The organism is Actinosynnema sp. NPDC049800 (assembly GCF_040656635.1).
Classification (GTDB): domain Bacteria; phylum Actinomycetota; class Actinomycetes; order Mycobacteriales; family Pseudonocardiaceae; genus Actinosynnema.
In genome coordinates this window covers 15550-32802 of the sequence record NZ_JBFAMT010000019.1, presented here as the reverse complement: position 1 = coordinate 32802, position 17253 = coordinate 15550, and the positions used below count along the sequence as shown (strand labels likewise).

The following is a 17253-nucleotide window of genomic DNA, read 5'->3' as shown; positions in this document are numbered from 1 at the left end:
GCCGCGTTGACTCAGTCATGAGTGACTGACCACTCACAGACTCTGGAGGAAGCGATGAGCAAGCAGTCCGCCGAGCAGGTCCTGGAAGTCGTGCTGCCGGGCGTGGTCGAGCCCGAGGGCCTTGAGCTGCACCACCGCGAGCGCCCGACCCCCGGTCCGGGGCAGGCGTTGGTGCGGGTCGAGGCGTCCGGGGTCTCCTTCGCCGAGAAGCAGATGCGCAAGGGCAAGTACTTCGACCAGCCCCCGTTCCCGTTCGTGCCCGGCTACGACCTGGTCGGCACGGTCGCGTCGGTCGGCGCCGGCGTGGACCCGGGCCTGGTCGGCGGGCGGTTCGCGGCGCTGACCAAGACCGGCGGCTGGACCAGCCACGCCCTGGTGGAGGCGGCCGACCTGGTGCCGGTGCCGGCGGGCGTGGACGCGGCCGAGGCGGCGGCGCTGGTCGTCAACGGGGTGACCGCGTGGCAGATGGCGCACGGCTTCGCCAAGGTCCGGGCCGGCCAGACCGTGCTGGTGCTGGGCGCGAACGGCGGCGTCGGGTCGTTGCTCGTGCAACTGGCCGTGCTCGCCGGCGCGCGGGTGATCGGCACCGCTTCGGCGCGGCACCACGACGCGGTCCGGGCGCTGGGCGCGATCCCGGTCGACTACCGCGACGCCGACGTGCCGGGCAAGGTCCGCGAGTTGGCCCCGGACGGCGTGGACGCGGTGTTCGACCACGTCGGCGGCCCCGGCCTGGTCGACTCCTACCGCCTGCTCGCCCGGCGGGGCGCGCTCGTCGCGTACGGCAGCGCGTCGACGAAGGACGAGCCCGGCTCGGCCATGCTGCCGGTGTTGAAGCTGGTCGTGCGCCTCCTGTGGTGGAACGCGCTGCCCAACGGGCGCCGCGCCACGTTCTTCAACGTGTGGGCGGGCAAGCGCAACGCCGCGAAGTTCCGCGCCCGGCTGGCCCGCGACCTCGGCACGGTGTTCGGCCTGCTCGCCGACGGCTCCCTGACGCCCACGATCGCCGCCCGCGTGCCGCTGGAGCGGGTCGCGGACGCCGTGCGCCTGGCCGAGTCCGGCACCGTCACCGGCAAGGTGGTCCTCCTCCCGCAGCCCTGGACGGAGTAGTCGCGCGCCGGAACACCCACTCGGCGTGTTCTTTCCATCACCGGTGCGGGTGAAAAATGCCGCATTGAGTGAGAGAAGTAGTCTAGGTGGATTCTCTTTTCCCCTGTCGACCGTGCCACTCAAATGGGTGACTGCGCCCGTCCGGAGCACGGTGTTAGTTTCGCCGAAGACCAAAACAGGCGTGGGTCGCGGCAAACGACGTGGGGAGCTCATTCAATGGCGACATTCCAGGACACCGAGGGCCGGCCGGTGCTGCGCACCGATTACCAGCGCTCGATCGCCACGTACTGGAACAACGAAAAGAATCCGGTCAACCTGCGCCTGGGTGAGGTCGACGGCCTCTACCACCACCACTACGGCATCGGCGACTACGACCCCGCCGTGCTGGAGGTGCCCGCCGAGCGGCGCGACGAGGCCGTGATCGCCGAGATGCACCGGCTCGAGACCGCGCAGGCCGACGTGCTGCTCGACAACCTGGGCGACATCGGGCCCGACGACCGGCTGCTCGACGCGGGCTGCGGCCGGGGCGGCACCAGCATCATGGCCAACCAGCGCTTCGGCTGCCGGGTCGACGGCGTGTCCATCTCGGAGAAGCAGGTCGAGTTCGCCAACGCGCAGGCCCGGAAGCGGGGCGTCGCCGACAAGGTGAGGTACCACCTGCGCAACATGCTCGACACCCGCTTCGAAACGGGCTCGATGAAAGGCATCTGGAACAACGAGAGCACCATGTACGTCGATCTGCACGAACTGTTCGCCGAACACGCGCGCCAACTCGCGCCGGGCGGTCGCTACGTCACCATCACCGGGTGCTACAACGACGTCACCGGCGGCCGTTCGCGCGCGGTGAGCCAGATCGACCAGCACTACATCTGCAACATCCACCCGCGCAGCGAGTACTTCAAGGCGCTGGCGGCCAACGATTTCGTCCCGATCAACGTGATCGACCTGACCGCGGCGACGATCCCGTACTGGGAGTTGCGCGAGAAGTCCTCGGTGGCGACCGGGATCGAGGAGGCGTTCCTGACCGCTTATCGCGAGGGCAGCTTCCACTACCTGCTCATCGCGGCCGACCGTGTCTGAGCGGGTGGGCGCGATGCTCGACGACGTGGTGGCGGGGGCGTCCCGGCTCGCCGGGCCGTCCGGGCTGGGCACCTCCGCCGCTCGCCTCGCCGAGCTCTTCGGCCACCACCCCGCCTACGCCGAACGGCCGTGGGGCGACGGCACGGCGCCGCCCCTCTACGTCCCCGTGGTGGAACGGGTCGACGAGCCGCTCGGGGCGGAGGTCGACGACCGGCTCGTCGCCTGGGCCAGGGAGTGCGGGTTCGCCGAGGACGACCTCGAACCGCTGCGCAAGGCGGGCTTCGGGCGGCTGGCCATGCTCACCCACACCGACACCGACGACCCCGAGCGCCTGCTGATCGCGGCACGGCTCAACGCCGCCTGGTGGGCGGCCGACGACCTCTACGCCGACGACAGCGGGATGGGCGCCGTGCCGGTGGACCTGCCGCCGCGGCTCGCGCTGGTGATGTCGGCCATGGACCCGGTGGCGCCGGCCGGCGAGTTCTCCGCCGAGCTGGACGAGGCGCTGCGCGGCGACCCGGTGCTGGTGGCCCTGAACTCCGCGATCGGCCACCTCGCCCGACGAGGCACGCCGGCGCAGGTCCAACGAGCCTGCTACGCCACGTTCGCGATGTTCGTGAGCTGGAACTCCTACGCGGCGTGGCGGCACACGGGCAAGTACCCGCCCGCGTGGGAGTACCTCGCCGCCCGGCAGCACGACAGCTTCTACACGTCGATGACCGTGGTCGACGCCGTCGGCGGCTACGAGCTCACCGCGAACCTGTACTACGACCCGCGCGTGCGCCGCCTGCTCATGCAGGCCGGGACCGCCTCGGTGCTGGTCAACGACCTGCACTCGGTGGCGAAGGACGCGGCCGACGAGACCCCGGTCTGCAACATGGTCCTGCAGGTCGTGGCCGACCGGAACTGCTCGGTCGAGGAGGCCACCGCCGTCACCGTCGGCCTGCACAACGACGTCGTCCGCGACTTCGAGGCGGGCCATCGGGAACTGCAGGCCCTGCCGTCGCCGGAACTGCAGCAGTTCCTGCGCGGCGTCCGGGCGTGGATGGGGGGCGGGTTCGAATGGCACTCCACCAACCCGCGCTACCGGACCTGACGCTCCGCTCCCCCGATCCCATCGACGACGACAGGTGGTTCTGGCAGTGACTGTCACGGAGTCCGCGGACCTGGACGTGAACGGCGACCGACCGCGGCAGAGCCTGGACACGGCCGCCGCGCGGAACCTCGCGACGACCACCAAGTCCGAACCCCAGATGCAGAACATCTCGTCGAGGTGGCTGCTGCGCCTGCTGCCCTGGGTCGAGGCGTCCGGCGGCACCTACCGGGTGAACCGGCGGCTCAGCTACACCGTCGGCGACGGTCGGGTGACGTTCACCCGGGTGGGCGCGCAGACCCGGGTGATCCCGCAGGAACTGCGGGAACTGCCGCTGCTGCGCGACTTCGACGACGACGAGGTGCTGGCCGCGCTGGCCGACCAGTTCGTCCAGCACGAGTACGGGCCGGGCGACGTGATCGTGGAGCGGGGCCGTCCCGCCGAGGAGATCTTCCTGCTCGCGCACGGCAAGGCGGACAAGGTCGGCGTGGGCGAGTACGGCGACCAGGTCGTCCTCGCCGTGCTGGCGGGCGGCGACCACTTCAGCTACCAGGCCGTGGTGGAGTCGGACGACTTCTGGGAGTACACCGTCAAGGCCGTCACGGCGTGCACGGCGCTGCGGATGACGCAGACGGCGTTCGAGGCGATGGTCGAGCGGTCGGACGCGTTGCGCGCCCACGTGGAGAGCTTCCGCGCCGGTCGGCGTCCCGCGCAGAACGCCGCGGGCGAGGCCGAGATCGAGCTGGCGTCCGGCCACGAGGGCGAGGTGTCGCTGCCGGGCACGTTCGTCGACTACGAGGTGTCGCCCCGCGAGTACGAGCTGAGCGTGGCGCAGACCGTGCTGCGGGTCCACACCAGGGTCGCGGACCTCTACAACGAGCCGATGGACCAGGTCGAGCAGCAGTTGCGGCTGACCATCGAGGCGTTGCGGGAACGCCAGGAGCACGAGCTGGTCAACAACCGCGAGTTCGGCCTGCTCGCCAACGCCGACCTGTCCCAGCGCATCCACTCCCGCACCGGCCCGCCGACCCCGGACGACCTGGACGCCCTGCTCGCCGTGGTGTGGAAGGAGCCGACCTTCTTCCTGGCCCACCCGCGCACGATCGCGGCGTTCATGAAGGAGTGCAGCCGACGCGGGGTCTACCCGAGCGGTGTCGACCACAACGGCCACCAGATCCCCGGCTGGCGTGGCGTGCCGATCTTCCCGTGCGGCAAGATCCCGGTCAGCAGGACCAGGACCAGCTCGATCATGCTGATGCGCGCCGGCGAGGACGCGCAGGGCGTGATCGGCCTGCGCCAGACCGGGTTGCCCGACGAGTACCAGCCCGGGTTGAACGTGCGGTTCATGGGCATCGACGAGAAGGCGATCACGTCCTATTTGGTCAGCGCCTACTACTCGGCCGCGATCCTGGTGCCGGACGCGCTCGGTGTGCTGGAGGACGTGGAAGTCGCCCGGGAGTAGCGCCGGCGCGCGCGGCGACGGCGCCGACCCTGCTCGGCCGAGGACCGGTGGAGCCTGGGACAATCGCCTTCCGACGAAGGAGGCTGTGTCAGGTGAGTGCCCACCACCAGGAGGTGCCGTCGCTGCTGGAACGGATCGCCACGACGATGTCGGAGGCGATCGGCCGGGTCCGTGAGGACCTGGCGGGCGCGGATCCGGTGGTGCGACGATCCGATCGCGCCGATTTCCAGTGCAACGCACCGCTGGCGCTGGCCAAGCGGGTCGGCGTGCCGCCGCGCGACCTGGCCGCGCGGGTCGTGGCCGCGCTCGACGTCGAGGGCGACGCGGTGATCGGGTCGGTGGAGCCGTCCGGGCCGGGTTTCCTCAACGTCACCGTGACCGATGGCGCGGTCTGGGAGCAGGTCGCCGCCCGCCTGGCGGACGCTCGCCTCGGGGTGGGCGCGACCGAAACCGGTCGCCGGGTGGTGGTCGACTACTCCGCGCCCAACATCGCCAAGGAGATGCACGTCGGGCACCTGCGCACGACGATCATCGGCGACGGCCTCGCGCGCGTGCTGGGCTTCCTCGGCGCGGACGTGCTCCGGCAGAACCACCTGGGCGACTTCGGGACCCAGTTCGGGATGCTGATCCAGTACCTCGACGAGCACCCCGACGCCGCGTGGCACCAGGACGAGCTGGGCGAGGGCGCCTCGGCGGTGTCGGCATTGGACGGTCTGTACCGGTCGGCGCGGGCGAAGTTCGACGCCGACCCGGACTTCGCCGACCGGTCCCGCTCGCGGGTCGTGGCGCTCCAGGCGGGCGACCCGGAGACGGTCGCGGTCTGGCAGGACATCGTCGCGGAGTCCGAGCGGTCGTTCAGCGCGATCTACGACCGGCTGAACGTGCTGCTGACGCCGGAGGACTCGGTCGGCGAGTCGTTCTACAACCCGATGCTGGGCGACACCGTGCAGGAGCTGGTCGACGCGGGCCTGGCGGTGGAGAGCGACGGCGCGCTCGTGTTCTACTCGCGGGAGGTCTCCGGGCCCGAGGGCAAGCCGGTCACCCTGATGGTCCGCAAGCGCGACGGCGGGTACGGCTACGACACCACGGACCTGGCCACCATCCGCTACCGCCTGCGCGACCTCAAGGCCAACCGGTTGGTCTACGTCACCGACTCGCGGCAGGCGCTGCACTTCCAGCTGGTCTTCGAGGCGGCCCGACGGGCGGGCTGGCTCACCGACGGCGTCACCGCCGAGCACGCCGCCTACGGCACGATCCTCGGTCCGGACGGGACGCCGTTCAAGACCCGGGCGGGCGGCACGGTCCGCCTGATGGACCTGCTCGACGACGCGGTGTCGCGCGCGCGGGCGATCGTCGAGGAGAAGAACCCCGACCTCGACGCGGCCGAGCTCGACCGGATCGCCGAGTCCGCGGGCATCGCCGCGGTCAAGTACGCCGACCTGTCGACCTCGCGGGTGAAGGACTACTCGTTCGACGTCGACCGCATGGTGTCCTTCACCGGCAACACCGGGGTCTACCTCCAGTACGCCCACGCCCGGATCAGCTCGATCCTGGGCCACGCGGGCGACGAGGGCACGACGGTCGACCGCACCGTGCCGCCGCACCCCGCCGAGCGGGCGCTCGGTCTGGCGCTCGACGCCTACGGCGCCGTCGTCACCGAGGTCGCCGCCACCCTCGAACCGCACCGGCTCTGCGGCTACCTCTACGACCTGGCCCGCGCGTTCACCGCCTTCTACGACAACTGCCCCGTCCTCAAGGCCGAGGAACCCGTGCGCGGCAACCGACTGGCCCTGTGCCGGCTGACCGCGCGGACCCTCGGCCACGGGCTCGACCTGCTGGGGATCACGGCGCCGCAACGGATGTAGTCCGACCGCGGCGTTCAGGTGGTCGCGGTGGCCGTTCCCGCCGGGTCGGGCGGGAACAGCCGGGCGGCGGCCGGGTGCGGGGCCGGTGGTGCATGCTCGTACCCGTGATCGACGACTTCGCGAAGCAGTACCTGCACGGCGACCTGCGAGAGATCCGCGAGGTGATGCTCCGGAAGCTCGACGGGCTGTCCGAGTACGACGTGCGCCGTCCCCTGACCGCGACCGGCACCAACCTCCTCGGCCTGGTCAAGCACCTGTCCTTGTCGGAGTCCCGGTACTTCGGCGAGGTCTTCGGCCGGCCGTTCCCGGAGGCCCTCCCCCGGTGGGACGACCGCTCGCAGCGCGGCGCCGACCTGTGGGCGACCGAGCACGAGACGCGCGAGGACATCATCGGCCTGTACCGCCGCGTCTGGACGCACTCCGACGCGACGATCGCCGCGCTCGCCGTCGACGCGCCCGGTCACGTCCCCTGGTGGCCGCGTCCCGACGTGATGTTGTTCAACGTCCTGGTCCACGTGCTCACCGAGACCAGCCGGCACGCCGGGCACGCCGACATCCTGCGCGAGCAGCTGGACGGCGCGGTGGAGATGGACGCGGGGAGCATGGCCCGGCAGGGGCGGGACGCGGCCTTCTGGGCGGACCGGCGCGCGCGGATCGAGCGGGCGGCCAAGGCGGCCGACGCGGCGACGACCTGATCCGTCGAGCGCCACCACCGCTTCCGCCCCAGGCTCACGGGCTGGATCGCCGACCGGTTCGTGCGGCCCACCCGGGACGACCGAGCTCCGATCACGGCCGGGTGGTCGCGGCGGGTCGGGACGGCCGGTGGCCGCGGGTTCAGAGGTAGTGGACGCCGGTCAGGTCCTCGGCCGCCGCCCAGAGCCGCCTGCCGATGGCAGGGTCGGCTGCTTCCCGGCCGAAGCGGGCTTCGGCGACGGGGCCCACGGTCTCCCAGAGCCTGGCCGGCCCGAAGAACTGGCCGCCCCGCACGCCGGGTTCGGTCGCGGCGTGCAGCTGCGGCAGGGCTCCCCGCTCCACCGGCTGGGTGGCCAGCAGGCCGAGCCGCGCGATCACCCGCCCGAGCCGGCCGCGGTGCTCCCACGCGCGCGGGGTCAGGTTGGTGCGGGTCAGGCCGGGGTGGGCCAGCACGCCGAGGATCGGCGACCCGACGGCGCGCAGGCGGCGGTCGAGTTCGACGCCGAGGACCGTGGTGGCGAGCTTGGACCGGCCGTAGGCGGGGGCGCCCCGGTAGCGGCGCTCGGACATCAGGTCGTCGAAGTCGAGGTGCGCGTTGCGGTGGGTGATCGAGCTGAGGTTGACCACGCGGGCTTGCGGGGCCGCGGCCAGGTTGTCGAGCAGCAGGCCGGTCAGCGCGAAGTGGCCCAGCGCGTTGGTGGCGAACTGGAGCTCGAAGCCGTCGGCGGAGGTGCGGCGCGGGCCGAGCAGGACGACGCCCGCGTTGTTGACCAGCAGGTCGATCGCCGGGTGGTCGACGGCCAGCTTCGCGGCGAACGCGCGCACCGAGTCGAGGGACGCCAGGTCCAGCTCGCGCACCTCGGTGTCGCCGCCGATGCGGACGGCGGCCCGCTCGCCGGCGGCGGTGTCGCGGACGGCGAGCACGACGTGGGCGCCGCGGCGGGCCAGTTCGGCCGCGGTGACCAGGCCGAGGCCCGAGTTCGCGCCGGTCACGACGGCGACCCGGCCGCGCTGGTCGGGGATGCGGTCGGCGGTCCATGCGGTCATCTGCTGCTCCTGGAGGTGGGGTGTCCGGCGCCGACGACGTTAGGTGTGGTCGGGGCAGGCTCGGTCGGTCCCGGTTTCCTGGGTCTGCGGGACCTACCCCGGGTGTCCGGCGGCGGGACACACTGGTGGCATGAGCAGCCCTCACCCCTACGCCCGCGAGCTCGGCGACTTCCTGCGCGCCCGGCGCGGCCGGCTGCGCCCGCACGACGTCGGCCTGGAGCCGGGCGGGCGGCGCAAGGTCTCCGGGCTGCGGCGCGAGGAGCTGGCGTTGCTGGCCGGGTTGAGCACCGACTACTACCAGCGGATCGAGCAGGGCCGGGAGGTGCGGCCGTCCGACGACGTCCTGGACGCGCTGGCCGGCGCGCTCGGCCTCGGCGACGAGGAGCGCCGACACCTGTTCACCCTGGCTCACGCGGCCCGCCGGCCGATGCCCACCCGGGTGGACCGCGAGCCGGAACGGGTGCCGGCCGGCACGCGTCGGCTGCTGCGGGTGGCGGACACGCCGGCGGTGGTGCTCGGCAGGCACCTGGACCTGCTCGACTGGAACCCGATGGCGGAGGCGCTGCTCGGCGACCCGGGCGACTACCCGCCCGACCGGCTCAACATGCTCCTGCTGCTGTTCGACGACGCGCGGACCGGCGCGCGCAGCTGCCCGGACTGGGAGCGGCAGGCGCTGGACTACATCGGCATGATGCGCGCCGCGGTCGCCACCGACCCGACGCACCCCCGGGCCACCGCGATCGTCGGCGAGCTGAGCATCCGCAGCGCGGAGTTCCGGCGGCTGTGGGCCCGGCACGACGTGCGCGAGTCGGTCAGCGGCACCAAGACGTTCCGGGTTCCGGAGGTGGGCGACATCGTCCTGGACTGGGACAGCTACCCGCTGCCCGGCAACCCCGGACCGGTCATGCTCGTCTACACCGCCGAACCGGGCAGCGCCGACGCGGACCGGCTGCGACTCCTGGCCTCGCTGCACGCGACCCGCTCGGCGTCCGCGGGCGGGCGCCCCTCCTAGCGTCCGGGGGCGTGGGCGGGCGGGGCGGTCACCCGTCGAGGTGGTGTCGGTCGAGTCCGGCCCGGAGCCGGTCGAGCCACTCCGCGCCGAGCCGGCGGCCGTCCGGGAACCGGTCGTCGCGGTCCCAGCGCCAGGTGGTGATCATCGCCAGGACGAGGAGCCTGCACTCGCGCACCGACTCCCGGTCGACGCCCCGGTAGTGCTCGTCGACGTCTTCGGGCGCGTGGGCGAGGTCGAACTCGACGGGTCCGCGGCAGCACGTCTCGAGGTCGATGAACAGCGGTCCGCCCGTCGTGGCCAGCACGTTGCCGGGGTGCGGCTCGCCGTGCAGCAGCTGCTCGGCGGCGCCGCGCCCGGTGATCGCCCGTCGCAGGCTCCGCAGCGCGTCGGCGAGGAGTCGCCGGTCGGCGTCGGCGAGCGCCGGGGTGCGGTCGCGGTCTGCCACGAGTCGTTGTGCCTGCTCGATCCGATCGGTGAAGTGCGGCGCGGGGACGTCGACCCGGCGCAGGCCGGCGTGCAGCCGTTCGAGCGCGTCGGCGTAGTCGGCCGGCGGGATCTCCTGGTGCGTCGCGGATTCGTAGTAGGTCCACAGGGTGATGGCGAAACCGTCGCGTTCGTGGACGCGTGGCTCGACCCGCGGCTCGAGAGCGCCCACCGGACCACCGGCGGCGGCGAGCCGTCGTGCGAGGTCGATCTCGAACTGCGCGACCTGCTGCGCCACCGGCGCCACCCGGGCCAGCACGTCACACGGCAGCAGGCGCAGGGTGAGCGTGTTCGAGGCCTGGAGGACGACCGCGTCGTCGACCGCCAGACCGAGCGCGGCGGCCGTCGAGGTGCTCGCGGCCACCGCGCGTGGCACGTCCGGTGCGTCCATCGTCCCCCTCCGTGGCGCGGGCGGGGCGATTGTCCGGCAGGACGCCCGCCGGTGTGAAACGACTTCGTCGGGCGTCCGCCGCGATCCGCGGGTCAGGCCGGGTCGGACCGGGTGAGGACCAGCGCCTCCCACGGCCGGAGGTCGACCCGCCCGGGTGAGATCAGCGCCTCGTCGGTGTTGGCCAGGACGACGTCGGCGGCGGACCAGTCGGGGTCGAGCTCGGCGGTCTGCGGTGTGCCGCCGAGGTTGGCCACGACGAGCAGCCGGGTGTCGTCCAGGGTGCGTTCGTAGGCGTAGACCTGCGGGTGGTCGGGCAGGAGCATGCGGAAGTCGCCGAGGGCGACGACGGGGAGTTCGTGGCGCAGTCGGATGAGCGCGCGGTAGTGGTTGAAGACGGAGCGGGGGTCGTCGTACTGGGCCTGGGCGTTGAGCCAGGTGTGGTTGGGGTTCACCGCGAGCCACGGTTCGCCGGTGGTGAAGCCGGCGTTCGGGGTGGCGTCCCACTGCACGGGGGTGCGGGCGTTGTCGCGGCCCATCGCGCGCAGCCCGCGCAGCACCGACTCGGGGTCGCCGCCGGCGGCGACGGACTGGCGGTAGTGGTTGAGCGACTCGACGTCGCGCATCTCGTGCACGCCGGCGAACGGCGCGTTCGTCATGCCCAGTTCCTCGCCCTGGTAGACGTAGGGCGTGCCGCGGTGCAGGTGCAGCACGGTCGCCAGCGCGGTCGCCGCCTCGCGCCAGTGCTCCCCGTCGTCGCCGAACCTCGACACCACGCGGGGTTGGTCGTGGTTGTTCCAGTACAGGCTGTTCCAGCCCACCTCCGCCAACGCCGTCTGCCAGCGGCCCAACGACGCCTTCAGGTCGCGCAGGTCCAACGGCTTCGGGTCGAACTTCCCGCCGGGCCCGTGGTCGAGCGAGACGTGCTCGAACTGGAACACCATGTCCACCTCGCGCCGCGCGGGGTCGGTGAACAGCCGGGCTTGTTCCCAAGTCACGCCCGGCATCTCCCCGACGGTCAGGAACTCGCCGGACCGCCCTTCGAACACCTCGCGGTTCATCTCGCGCAGGAAGTCGTGCACGCCGGGGCGGGTGGCGACGTGCGGGAACCCGTCGCCGAGTCCGCCGACGCCGGTGGTGGCGCCGTCGGGCAGGTCGGGGTCCTTGGAGATGAGGTTGATGACGTCCATCCGGAAGCCGTCCACGCCCCGGTCCAGCCACCACCGCATCATCGCGTGGACGGCTTGGCGGACCTCGGGGTTCTCCCAGTTCAGGTCCGGCTGCTTGCGGTCGAACAGGTGCAGGTAGTACTCGCCCGTGGCCTCGTCCAACGTCCACGCGGGGCCGGAGAAGAACGACCCCCAGTTCGTCGGCTCCGCGCCCGGCTGACCGGCTTCGAAACCGTCGCGGGGCGGACGCCACCAGTACCAGTCGCGCTGGGGATTGTCGCGCGACGACCGGGACTGCGCGAACCACGGGTGCTCGTCGGAGGTGTGGTTGACCACCAGGTCCATCACCAGCTTCATCCCGCGCGCGTGCACCTGCGCCAACAGCGCGTCGAAGTCCTCCAGCGTGCCGAAGACCGGGTCGATCGCCTGGTAGTCCGAGATGTCGTAGCCGTTGTCGGCCTGCGGCGAGGCGTACACCGGCGACAGCCAGATCACGTCCACGCCGAGCCGCTCCAGGTGGTCCAGGCGTGACGCGAGCCCGGCCAGGTCGCCGACGCCGTCACCGTTCGAGTCGGCGAAGCTGCGGGGGTACACCTGGTACACCACCGCCGAGGTCCACCACGGCGCCGTGGTCCGGGTCGTAGCCCGCGCCTGGTCCAGTGTCATGTCCCATCCTCACCTGGTTCGTCGGACGTCGTCCCAGTCCACCACTACCCGCGCGGCGCCGCACCCGACACCGCCGTCCCCCGTCCGGACGCACGCCCCGGCCACCCGAACCCCGGTCCTATGTGGATGGTCAGCGCGGGCACCGGCAGGGACCGCACGAGCAGGGTGTCCAGCAGCACGCCGAACGACACCAGGAACGCCATCTGGACCAGCCTCGCGCAGCACGAAGTCGCAGAGCAACCACCGGTTGTCGTCACCGACGCCCACCACGGCGTGCGCGGTGTTCGCGCCCGGGGACCAGCCGAACAGGTGGTGAGGGCCGGGGCTGGCGGCGCGGCGCGGCCGGACCTGGTGCTCAGCGAGGGGGAACGGGAGGCGAGCACGCTGCGCGAGGCGTTGGCCGGCCGCGGCACGACCAGCCAGGCCGTCGGCCTGCTGATGGCCGGGCACCGCTGCGACGCCGACGCCGCGTTCCGGCTGATCACCGCGATGTCCCAGCGCCGCAACGTCAAGGCGCGCGACGTCGCGGCCGAGCTCGTCGCCCGGTTCGTGGCCGGGCTGCCGTCCGGGCGGTCCGACGTGCCGTCCGACGGCTGAGGCCCGGTCAGGCGGGCAGGCCCGCCGGGGCGTGCGCGGGCACGCGGAGCAGCGTGATGGCGGCGGGCGTGCGCACCCGGAAGCCCAGCGACTCGTAGAGCCGGATGGCGGAGGTGTTGGTCGCGGCGGCGTGCATCAACACCTGCTCGCCCCGGGCCCGGATCCCGGCCGCGACGGCGAGCACCAGCCGGGTGGCCAGGCCCTGGCCGCGGTGCGCGGGATCGGTGCACACGGCGCTGATCTCCGTCCACCCCGGCGGGCGCAGGCGTTCGCCGGCCATCGCGACCAGCGCGCCGTCGCGCCGGATGCCCAGGTAGGCGCCCAGTTCCACGGTCCGCGGCCGGAACGGTCCGGGCTGGGTGCGCTCCACCAGGTCCAGCATCTCCGGCACGTCCGCGGGCCCGAGCCGGACCGCCTCGGCGTCCTCGGCGACCCGCAGGCCGTCCTCCACCAGCTGCACCACGTCGATGCGCTCGACGACCTCCCAGTCGGCGGGCGGCGCGAGCGCCGAGGTGATCGGCACGATCGCCTCGGGCCCGGCGAGCGCGGCGACGTCGGACCACACCCGCTCGTCCGGCCGGTCGGGCAGCCCCACGAACGTCGCCACGTCCGGCGGGTAGCGCACCGCCTGGCCGTGCCGTTCGGCGAATTGGGCGTGCGGTCCGGTCAACGACGTCCAGGCCGGGTTGTCCAACGGCGAGGCCATGCGCGGTACCCCCAGTAGTTCGCGACTGCGCGAATCATCCGCGCCGCCGGGCCGGTCTGTCCACCGCCCCATCGCTCTCGGCGGAATCCGTCCTGGGTCGGACGGGCGGCGGTCCGCGTGCCCCGGGCGGGCGCGGTCGCCAACGTCCGCCGGCATGGGGCGACGACCGGGACCGGACTTCACCAAGCTGTGGTTCGCCTCCGCCGTGTCCAACCTCGGCGACGGCATGACGATGGCCGCCGGTCCGCTGCTGCCGGCCTCGCTCACCGACGACCCGGCGCTGGTGGCGGGCGCGGTGTTCGCCCAACTGCTGCCGTGGCTGCTGTTCTCGCTGGTCAGCGGCGTGATCGTGGACCGGTTGGACCGGCGGAAGCCGGCCGTGGCGGCGAACCTGGCCCGCGGCACCGGCGCAGACCCCGGTCGAACGGCGGACGGTGCGCGCGGAGATCGGCGAAGGGCTGCGCCGGCTGTGGCGGCACGAGGTGCTGCGGACGCTGGGCCTGTGCCTGTGCCTGTGCCTGATGAACCTCACGCTCATGGGCGCGCTGTCGATCCTGGTGCTGTACGCCGGTGAGCGGCTGGGCCTGGACCCGAGGTGGTTCGGCCTGCTGCTCAGCACGATCGCGGTCGGCGGCGTGCTCGGCACGGCGCTCGCCGGCCGGTTGATCGACCGGTTCGGACCGACCGCGCTGCCGCGGGTCGGCCTGGTGGTCGAGGCGGGCACCCACCCGGGGTTGGCGCTGGCGCGCGAGGTGTGGGTCGCGGGCGCGGTCCTCGCGGTGTTCGGCGTGCACGCGGTGGTGTGGACCGTGATCACGCAGTCCGTCCGGCAGCGGGAGGTGCCCGACGAGCTGCGCGGCCGGGTGGGCAGCGCCTACTCCCTGCTCAGCGTCGGCGGGTCCGCGCTGGGCACGCTCGTCGGCGGCCTGCCGGCCCGCCGGTTCGGCGTCACCGCGCCGTTCTGGTTCGCGGTCGTGGTGGTGGCGGTCGCGTGGCGGCCGTTCGCGGCGGCGACCGACCTGCACCGGTCGGCCGCCGCCGCGAGCTGATCAGGTCACCTCGCCGTCCTCCAGGTGCAGCCGGGTGCCGCGGAACCCGGCCCGGGTGCGCCGGTCGTGCGTCACCACGACCAACGCGCCCGGGTAGTCCGCCAGGGCCTGTTCCAGGTCCTCGACCAGGCCCGGTGACAGGTGGTTGGTCGGCTCGTCCAGCAGCAGCAGGTCGACCGGCCTGGTCACCAGGCGGGCCAGCTCGGCGCGCCGCCGCTGCCCGTAGGACAGCTCCCCGACGCGGGTGCGCAGGTCGCGCCGGTCGAACAGGCCCAACGCCAGCAGCACGTCCACGTGCTCGTCGGGGTGACCGGGCAGGCCCTCGGCGAACGCCTGGAGCACGGTCAGCTCCGGCCGCCACGGCGGCTCCTCCTGCCGCAGGTGCCCGACCCGGCCCGGCACGTCGACCACGCCGGAGTCCGGGCGCAGCTCACCGCTGAGCACCCGCAGCAGCGTGGTCTTGCCCGCGCCGTTGGGGCCGGTCACCAGCAGCCGCTCCCCCGGCCGCACGGTCAGGCGCAGCACCCGCAGCCGGTCGCCGACGCGCACGTCCGACAGCTCGGCCGCCCACCGGGCGTCGCCGTCGCCGCCGGGGAGTCGGGTGGAGAACCGCAACGGCTCCGACGGCGGGGCCACCGGGTTGGCGGTCAGCCGCGCCCGGCGTTCCTTGGCGTTGCGGATGCGGCTCATCGCGCCGTGCCCGCGGCCCCTGGCGCGGAACGGCCCGGCGGCGAACACGGCCAGCGGCAGCTTGCGCGGGATCTCCCCGAGCTGCCGCGTCGCCGTGGACAGCAGGCGGTCCTGGCGGGTCAGCTCGGCCCGCCACTCCCGGTGCTCGCGCAGGCGTCGCGCCCGTGCCGCGGCCTTGGCCACGAGGTAGCCGTCGTAGCCGTCGCCGAACCGCGCCGCGCGGCCCGCCTCGACCTCGACGATGGTGGAGGTGACCCGGTCCAGGAACTCGCGGTCGTGGGTGATCGCGACGACGGTCCCGGTGTGCCGGGCCAGGTGCTGTTCCAGCCACGTCACGGCCTGGTCGTCCAGGTCGTTGGTCGGCTCGTCGAGCAGCAGCAGCTCCGGAGAGGACGCCAGGGTCGCGGCGAGCGCGAGCCGCGAGAGCTCGCCGCCGGACAACGTGCCCAGCGCGCGCCGCCGGTCCAGGCCGGGCAGCCCGAGGCCGTGCAGGGCCACCTCCACCCTCGTGTCGGCCTCGTACCCTCCCCTGGCCTCGAACAGCTCCACCAGGGACGCGTAGTGCTCCGGGTCGGCGCGCGGACCGGCCAGGTCTGCCTCGGCCCGGCGCATCCGGTCCTCCAGGTCGCGCAGGTCGGCGAGCGCGAGGTCGACCACGTCGGCCACGGTGGCGTGCGGCGGCAGGTCCACCGACTGGGCCAGGTACCCGATCCCGCCGGGCGCGACGACGGTGACCTCGCCGTGGTCGGGCGCCACCCGGCCCGCGACGATCGCGAGCAGCGTGGACTTGCCGGACCCGTTGTCGCCGATCACGCCGACCTTCTCGCCCGGTTTGACGGTCAGCGAGACCGCGTCGAGCACGACCCGGTCGTGATAGCTCTTGGTGACGTTGTGCAGGGCTAGTTGCGCGGTGCGCAAGGCAGACTCCTGTTCCCGGCGCGGCACGCCGAGTCATCGGTGCGGAGGGTGTGGAGAAGCGCTCGCGGAGCGGGGCTCGACGCGATCGCGGATACCGATGATCACAGGAAGTACAACATCGCCCGAAACCCTAGCCGAACGGCCGACCCGGCGGTACGTGACGGGCGACACAGCGATATTCCATCCCACCGCACGGTTTGAGTCGTCTAGACTCAAACTATGTTCACCAGGGACGAAGCGCTCGAACGAGTAGAACGGGCGGGCTCGGCGGCCGACCTGTTCGGCCCGGTCGACCCCGACCCCGCCCGCCGCAAGGAGGCCCAGCGGCTCTACCGCGGCCTCGCCGCCGTGCTGCACCCCGACCGGGTCGGCGCGGACGACACCAGGGCGCACGCGGCGTCGGCCGAGCTGACCCGGCTGCACCACGAGTGGCAGCACGGCACGTCGGTCGAGCTGCGCACCGACCGCGGCGCCTACCGGCTCGCCGGACGGCACGCGGTCGGCAGCGTCGCCACCGTCTACCGCACCGACGGCGCCCCCGTGGTCAAGGTCGTGCGCAACCCCGCCCTCAACCCCCTCCTGCACGCCGAGTGGGACGCGCTGCGCCGACTCGCCCGCTTCACCGACCGGCACGACTGGCTGCGGCCCTACTACCCGCACCTGATCGACACCTCCGGCGAGGTGGCCCGCGGCTCGCGCGCCTTCACCGTGCTCGCACCGCTGGTGGACGGCTTCGTCACGCTCGCCGACGTGCGCGGGGCGTTCCCGCGCGGCCTGGACGGCCGCGACTACGCCTGGATGCACCGCAGGCTGCTGCGGGCCGTCGCCGGCGCGCACCGGGTCGGCCTCGTGCACGGCGCGATCACCGCCGAGAACGTGCTGGTGCACCCCGGGCAGCACGGCGTCGTGCTGGCCGGCTGGACCTTCGCGGTCGGCGCGGGCGAACGACGCCTGGCCACCGACAAGACCACCGCCTACCCGCCGGAAGTCCACGACGGACGACCGGCCACCCCCGCCACCGACGTCCACATGGCGCACGCGCTGATGCTGGACCTCCTGGCGGAGGGCGAAACCGCACAACGCAGGTTCGCCCGCGGCTGCGCGCAGGACGACCCGACCCGACGGCCCGACGCCGTCGACCTGCTCACCGAGTACGACGACCTGCTCGAAGACCTCTACGGCGAACGGACCTTCCGCCCGTTCGCACTACCCAGGACAGGAGCCTGAC

15 protein-coding genes and 2 pseudogenes are annotated in these 17253 nt (G+C 73.0%); 11 read left to right on the top strand and 6 right to left on the bottom strand.

Annotated features, from left to right (window positions below; translation table 11 throughout):
- The first annotated feature begins 54 nt into the window (after positions 1-54).
- The 6 genes from AB0I91_RS22525 to AB0I91_RS22500 all read left to right on the top strand — a co-directional run bounded on the left by AB0I91_RS22525 (position 55) and on the right by AB0I91_RS22500 (position 7302).
- Entirely contained in the window at positions 55-1107 is a 1053-nt protein-coding gene (locus tag AB0I91_RS22525; RefSeq protein WP_499611495.1) for a medium chain dehydrogenase/reductase family protein, read from the top strand.
- Positions 1108-1323: 216 nt separating this feature from the next.
- Positions 1324-2187: a geranyl diphosphate 2-C-methyltransferase gene (locus tag AB0I91_RS22520; protein ID WP_498780387.1), complete on the top strand. Its 864-nt coding sequence runs from the start codon at positions 1324-1326 to the stop codon at positions 2185-2187.
- A 13-nt stretch (positions 2188-2200) separates the two neighbouring features.
- On the top strand, positions 2201-3283 hold the full coding sequence (locus AB0I91_RS22515; RefSeq protein ID WP_499611548.1) for a family 2 encapsulin nanocompartment cargo protein terpene cyclase: 1083 nt from the start codon (positions 2201-2203) through the stop codon (positions 3281-3283).
- A gap of 46 nt (positions 3284-3329) precedes the next feature.
- Positions 3330-4742: a family 2B encapsulin nanocompartment shell protein gene (locus AB0I91_RS22510; RefSeq protein ID WP_499611498.1), complete on the top strand. Its 1413-nt coding sequence runs from the start codon at positions 3330-3332 to the stop codon at positions 4740-4742.
- 92 nt (positions 4743-4834) lie between these two features.
- Positions 4835-6607 (top strand): arginine--tRNA ligase, encoded by a 1773-nt coding sequence (argS, locus tag AB0I91_RS22505; RefSeq protein ID WP_499638571.1) that lies wholly within the window; start codon positions 4835-4837, stop codon positions 6605-6607.
- 92 nt (positions 6608-6699) lie between these two features.
- Entirely contained in the window at positions 6700-7302 is a 603-nt protein-coding gene (locus AB0I91_RS22500) for a DinB family protein (protein ID WP_499638569.1), read from the top strand.
- A gap of 139 nt (positions 7303-7441) precedes the next feature.
- Here the strand turns inward: AB0I91_RS22500 and AB0I91_RS22495 are convergent, their stop codons facing one another.
- Positions 7442-8347, bottom strand: coding sequence for an oxidoreductase (locus tag AB0I91_RS22495; protein ID WP_499638567.1), 906 nt, complete (start codon positions 8345-8347; stop codon positions 7442-7444).
- Positions 8348-8477: 130 nt separating this feature from the next.
- Between AB0I91_RS22495 and AB0I91_RS22490 the strand changes: the two genes are divergently transcribed.
- Positions 8478-9359: a helix-turn-helix transcriptional regulator gene (locus AB0I91_RS22490; protein ID WP_499611508.1), complete on the top strand. Its 882-nt coding sequence runs from the start codon at positions 8478-8480 to the stop codon at positions 9357-9359.
- A 28-nt stretch (positions 9360-9387) separates the two neighbouring features.
- Here the strand turns inward: AB0I91_RS22490 and AB0I91_RS22485 are convergent, their stop codons facing one another.
- From AB0I91_RS22485 to AB0I91_RS22475, 3 genes are all read right to left on the bottom strand, one after another.
- Positions 9388-10233 carry a phosphotransferase gene (locus AB0I91_RS22485; protein WP_499638566.1) on the bottom strand — a complete coding sequence of 282 codons (846 nt, stop codon included), beginning with the start codon at positions 10231-10233 and terminating at the stop codon, positions 9388-9390.
- A gap of 92 nt (positions 10234-10325) precedes the next feature.
- On the bottom strand, positions 10326-12065 hold the full coding sequence (locus tag AB0I91_RS22480) for a glycoside hydrolase family 13 protein (RefSeq protein ID WP_499638564.1): 1740 nt from the start codon (positions 12063-12065) through the stop codon (positions 10326-10328).
- Between the two features lie 44 nt (positions 12066-12109).
- A complete protein-coding gene (locus tag AB0I91_RS22475; RefSeq protein ID WP_499638562.1) occupies positions 12110-12268 on the bottom strand; it encodes a hypothetical protein in 159 nt (52 codons plus the stop codon).
- A 109-nt stretch (positions 12269-12377) separates the two neighbouring features.
- Here AB0I91_RS22475 and AB0I91_RS22470 point away from each other — a divergent pair, with 109 nt between their 5' ends.
- Complete coding sequence (locus AB0I91_RS22470; RefSeq protein WP_499611516.1) at positions 12378-12662, top strand: ANTAR domain-containing protein; 285 nt, start codon at positions 12378-12380, stop codon at positions 12660-12662.
- A 7-nt stretch (positions 12663-12669) separates the two neighbouring features.
- Here the strand turns inward: AB0I91_RS22470 and AB0I91_RS22465 are convergent, their stop codons facing one another.
- A complete protein-coding gene (locus tag AB0I91_RS22465) occupies positions 12670-13368 on the bottom strand; it encodes a GNAT family N-acetyltransferase (RefSeq protein ID WP_499638560.1) in 699 nt (232 codons plus the stop codon).
- Here AB0I91_RS22465 and AB0I91_RS22460 point away from each other — a divergent pair.
- Positions 13367-13747, top strand: a pseudogene (locus AB0I91_RS22460) (MFS transporter); the annotation flags it as partial. The gene AB0I91_RS22465 and the pseudogene AB0I91_RS22460 overlap by 2 nt on opposite strands.
- A gap of 40 nt (positions 13748-13787) precedes the next feature.
- A pseudogene (locus AB0I91_RS22455) lies at positions 13788-14417 on the top strand (MFS transporter); the annotation flags it as partial.
- Here the strand turns inward: AB0I91_RS22455 and AB0I91_RS22450 are convergent.
- The gene (locus AB0I91_RS22450; protein ID WP_499638558.1) at positions 14418-16025 is read right to left on the bottom strand and encodes a TlrC/CarA/OleB/SrmB family ABC-F type ribosomal protection protein; all 1608 of its coding nucleotides are present in this window, start codon (positions 16023-16025) and stop codon (positions 14418-14420) included.
- Positions 16026-16244: 219 nt separating this feature from the next.
- On the opposite strand from AB0I91_RS22450, the gene AB0I91_RS22445 reads away from it, so the two are divergent.
- A complete protein-coding gene (locus AB0I91_RS22445; protein ID WP_498780405.1) occupies positions 16245-17252 on the top strand; it encodes a protein kinase family protein in 1008 nt (335 codons plus the stop codon).
- The last annotated feature ends 1 nt before the right edge of the window (position 17253 follow it).

What these genes read in the sequence shown, in the direction of transcription:
- AB0I91_RS22490 (WP_499611508.1), top strand. Translation starts at nt 8,478, where the DNA reads ATGAGCAGCCCTCACCCCTACGCCCGCGAGCTCGGCGACTTCCTGCGC.
- AB0I91_RS22520 (WP_498780387.1), top strand. Translation starts at nt 1,324, where the DNA reads ATGGCGACATTCCAGGACACCGAGGGCCGGCCGGTGCTGCGCACCGAT.
- AB0I91_RS22515 (WP_499611548.1), top strand. Translation starts at nt 2,201, where the DNA reads ATGCTCGACGACGTGGTGGCGGGGGCGTCCCGGCTCGCCGGGCCGTCC.
- AB0I91_RS22475 (WP_499638562.1), bottom strand. Translation starts at nt 12,268, where the DNA reads ATGGCGTTCCTGGTGTCGTTCGGCGTGCTGCTGGACACCCTGCTCGTG.
- AB0I91_RS22485 (WP_499638566.1), bottom strand. Translation starts at nt 10,233, where the DNA reads ATGGACGCACCGGACGTGCCACGCGCGGTGGCCGCGAGCACCTCGACG.
- AB0I91_RS22500 (WP_499638569.1), top strand. Translation starts at nt 6,700, where the DNA reads ATGCTCGTACCCGTGATCGACGACTTCGCGAAGCAGTACCTGCACGGC.
- AB0I91_RS22465 (WP_499638560.1), bottom strand. Translation starts at nt 13,368, where the DNA reads ATGGCCTCGCCGTTGGACAACCCGGCCTGGACGTCGTTGACCGGACCG.
- AB0I91_RS22525 (WP_499611495.1), top strand. Translation starts at nt 55, where the DNA reads ATGAGCAAGCAGTCCGCCGAGCAGGTCCTGGAAGTCGTGCTGCCGGGC.
- AB0I91_RS22480 (WP_499638564.1), bottom strand. Translation starts at nt 12,065, where the DNA reads ATGACACTGGACCAGGCGCGGGCTACGACCCGGACCACGGCGCCGTGG.
- AB0I91_RS22495 (WP_499638567.1), bottom strand. Translation starts at nt 8,347, where the DNA reads ATGACCGCATGGACCGCCGACCGCATCCCCGACCAGCGCGGCCGGGTC.
- AB0I91_RS22445 (WP_498780405.1), top strand. Translation starts at nt 16,245, where the DNA reads ATGTTCACCAGGGACGAAGCGCTCGAACGAGTAGAACGGGCGGGCTCG.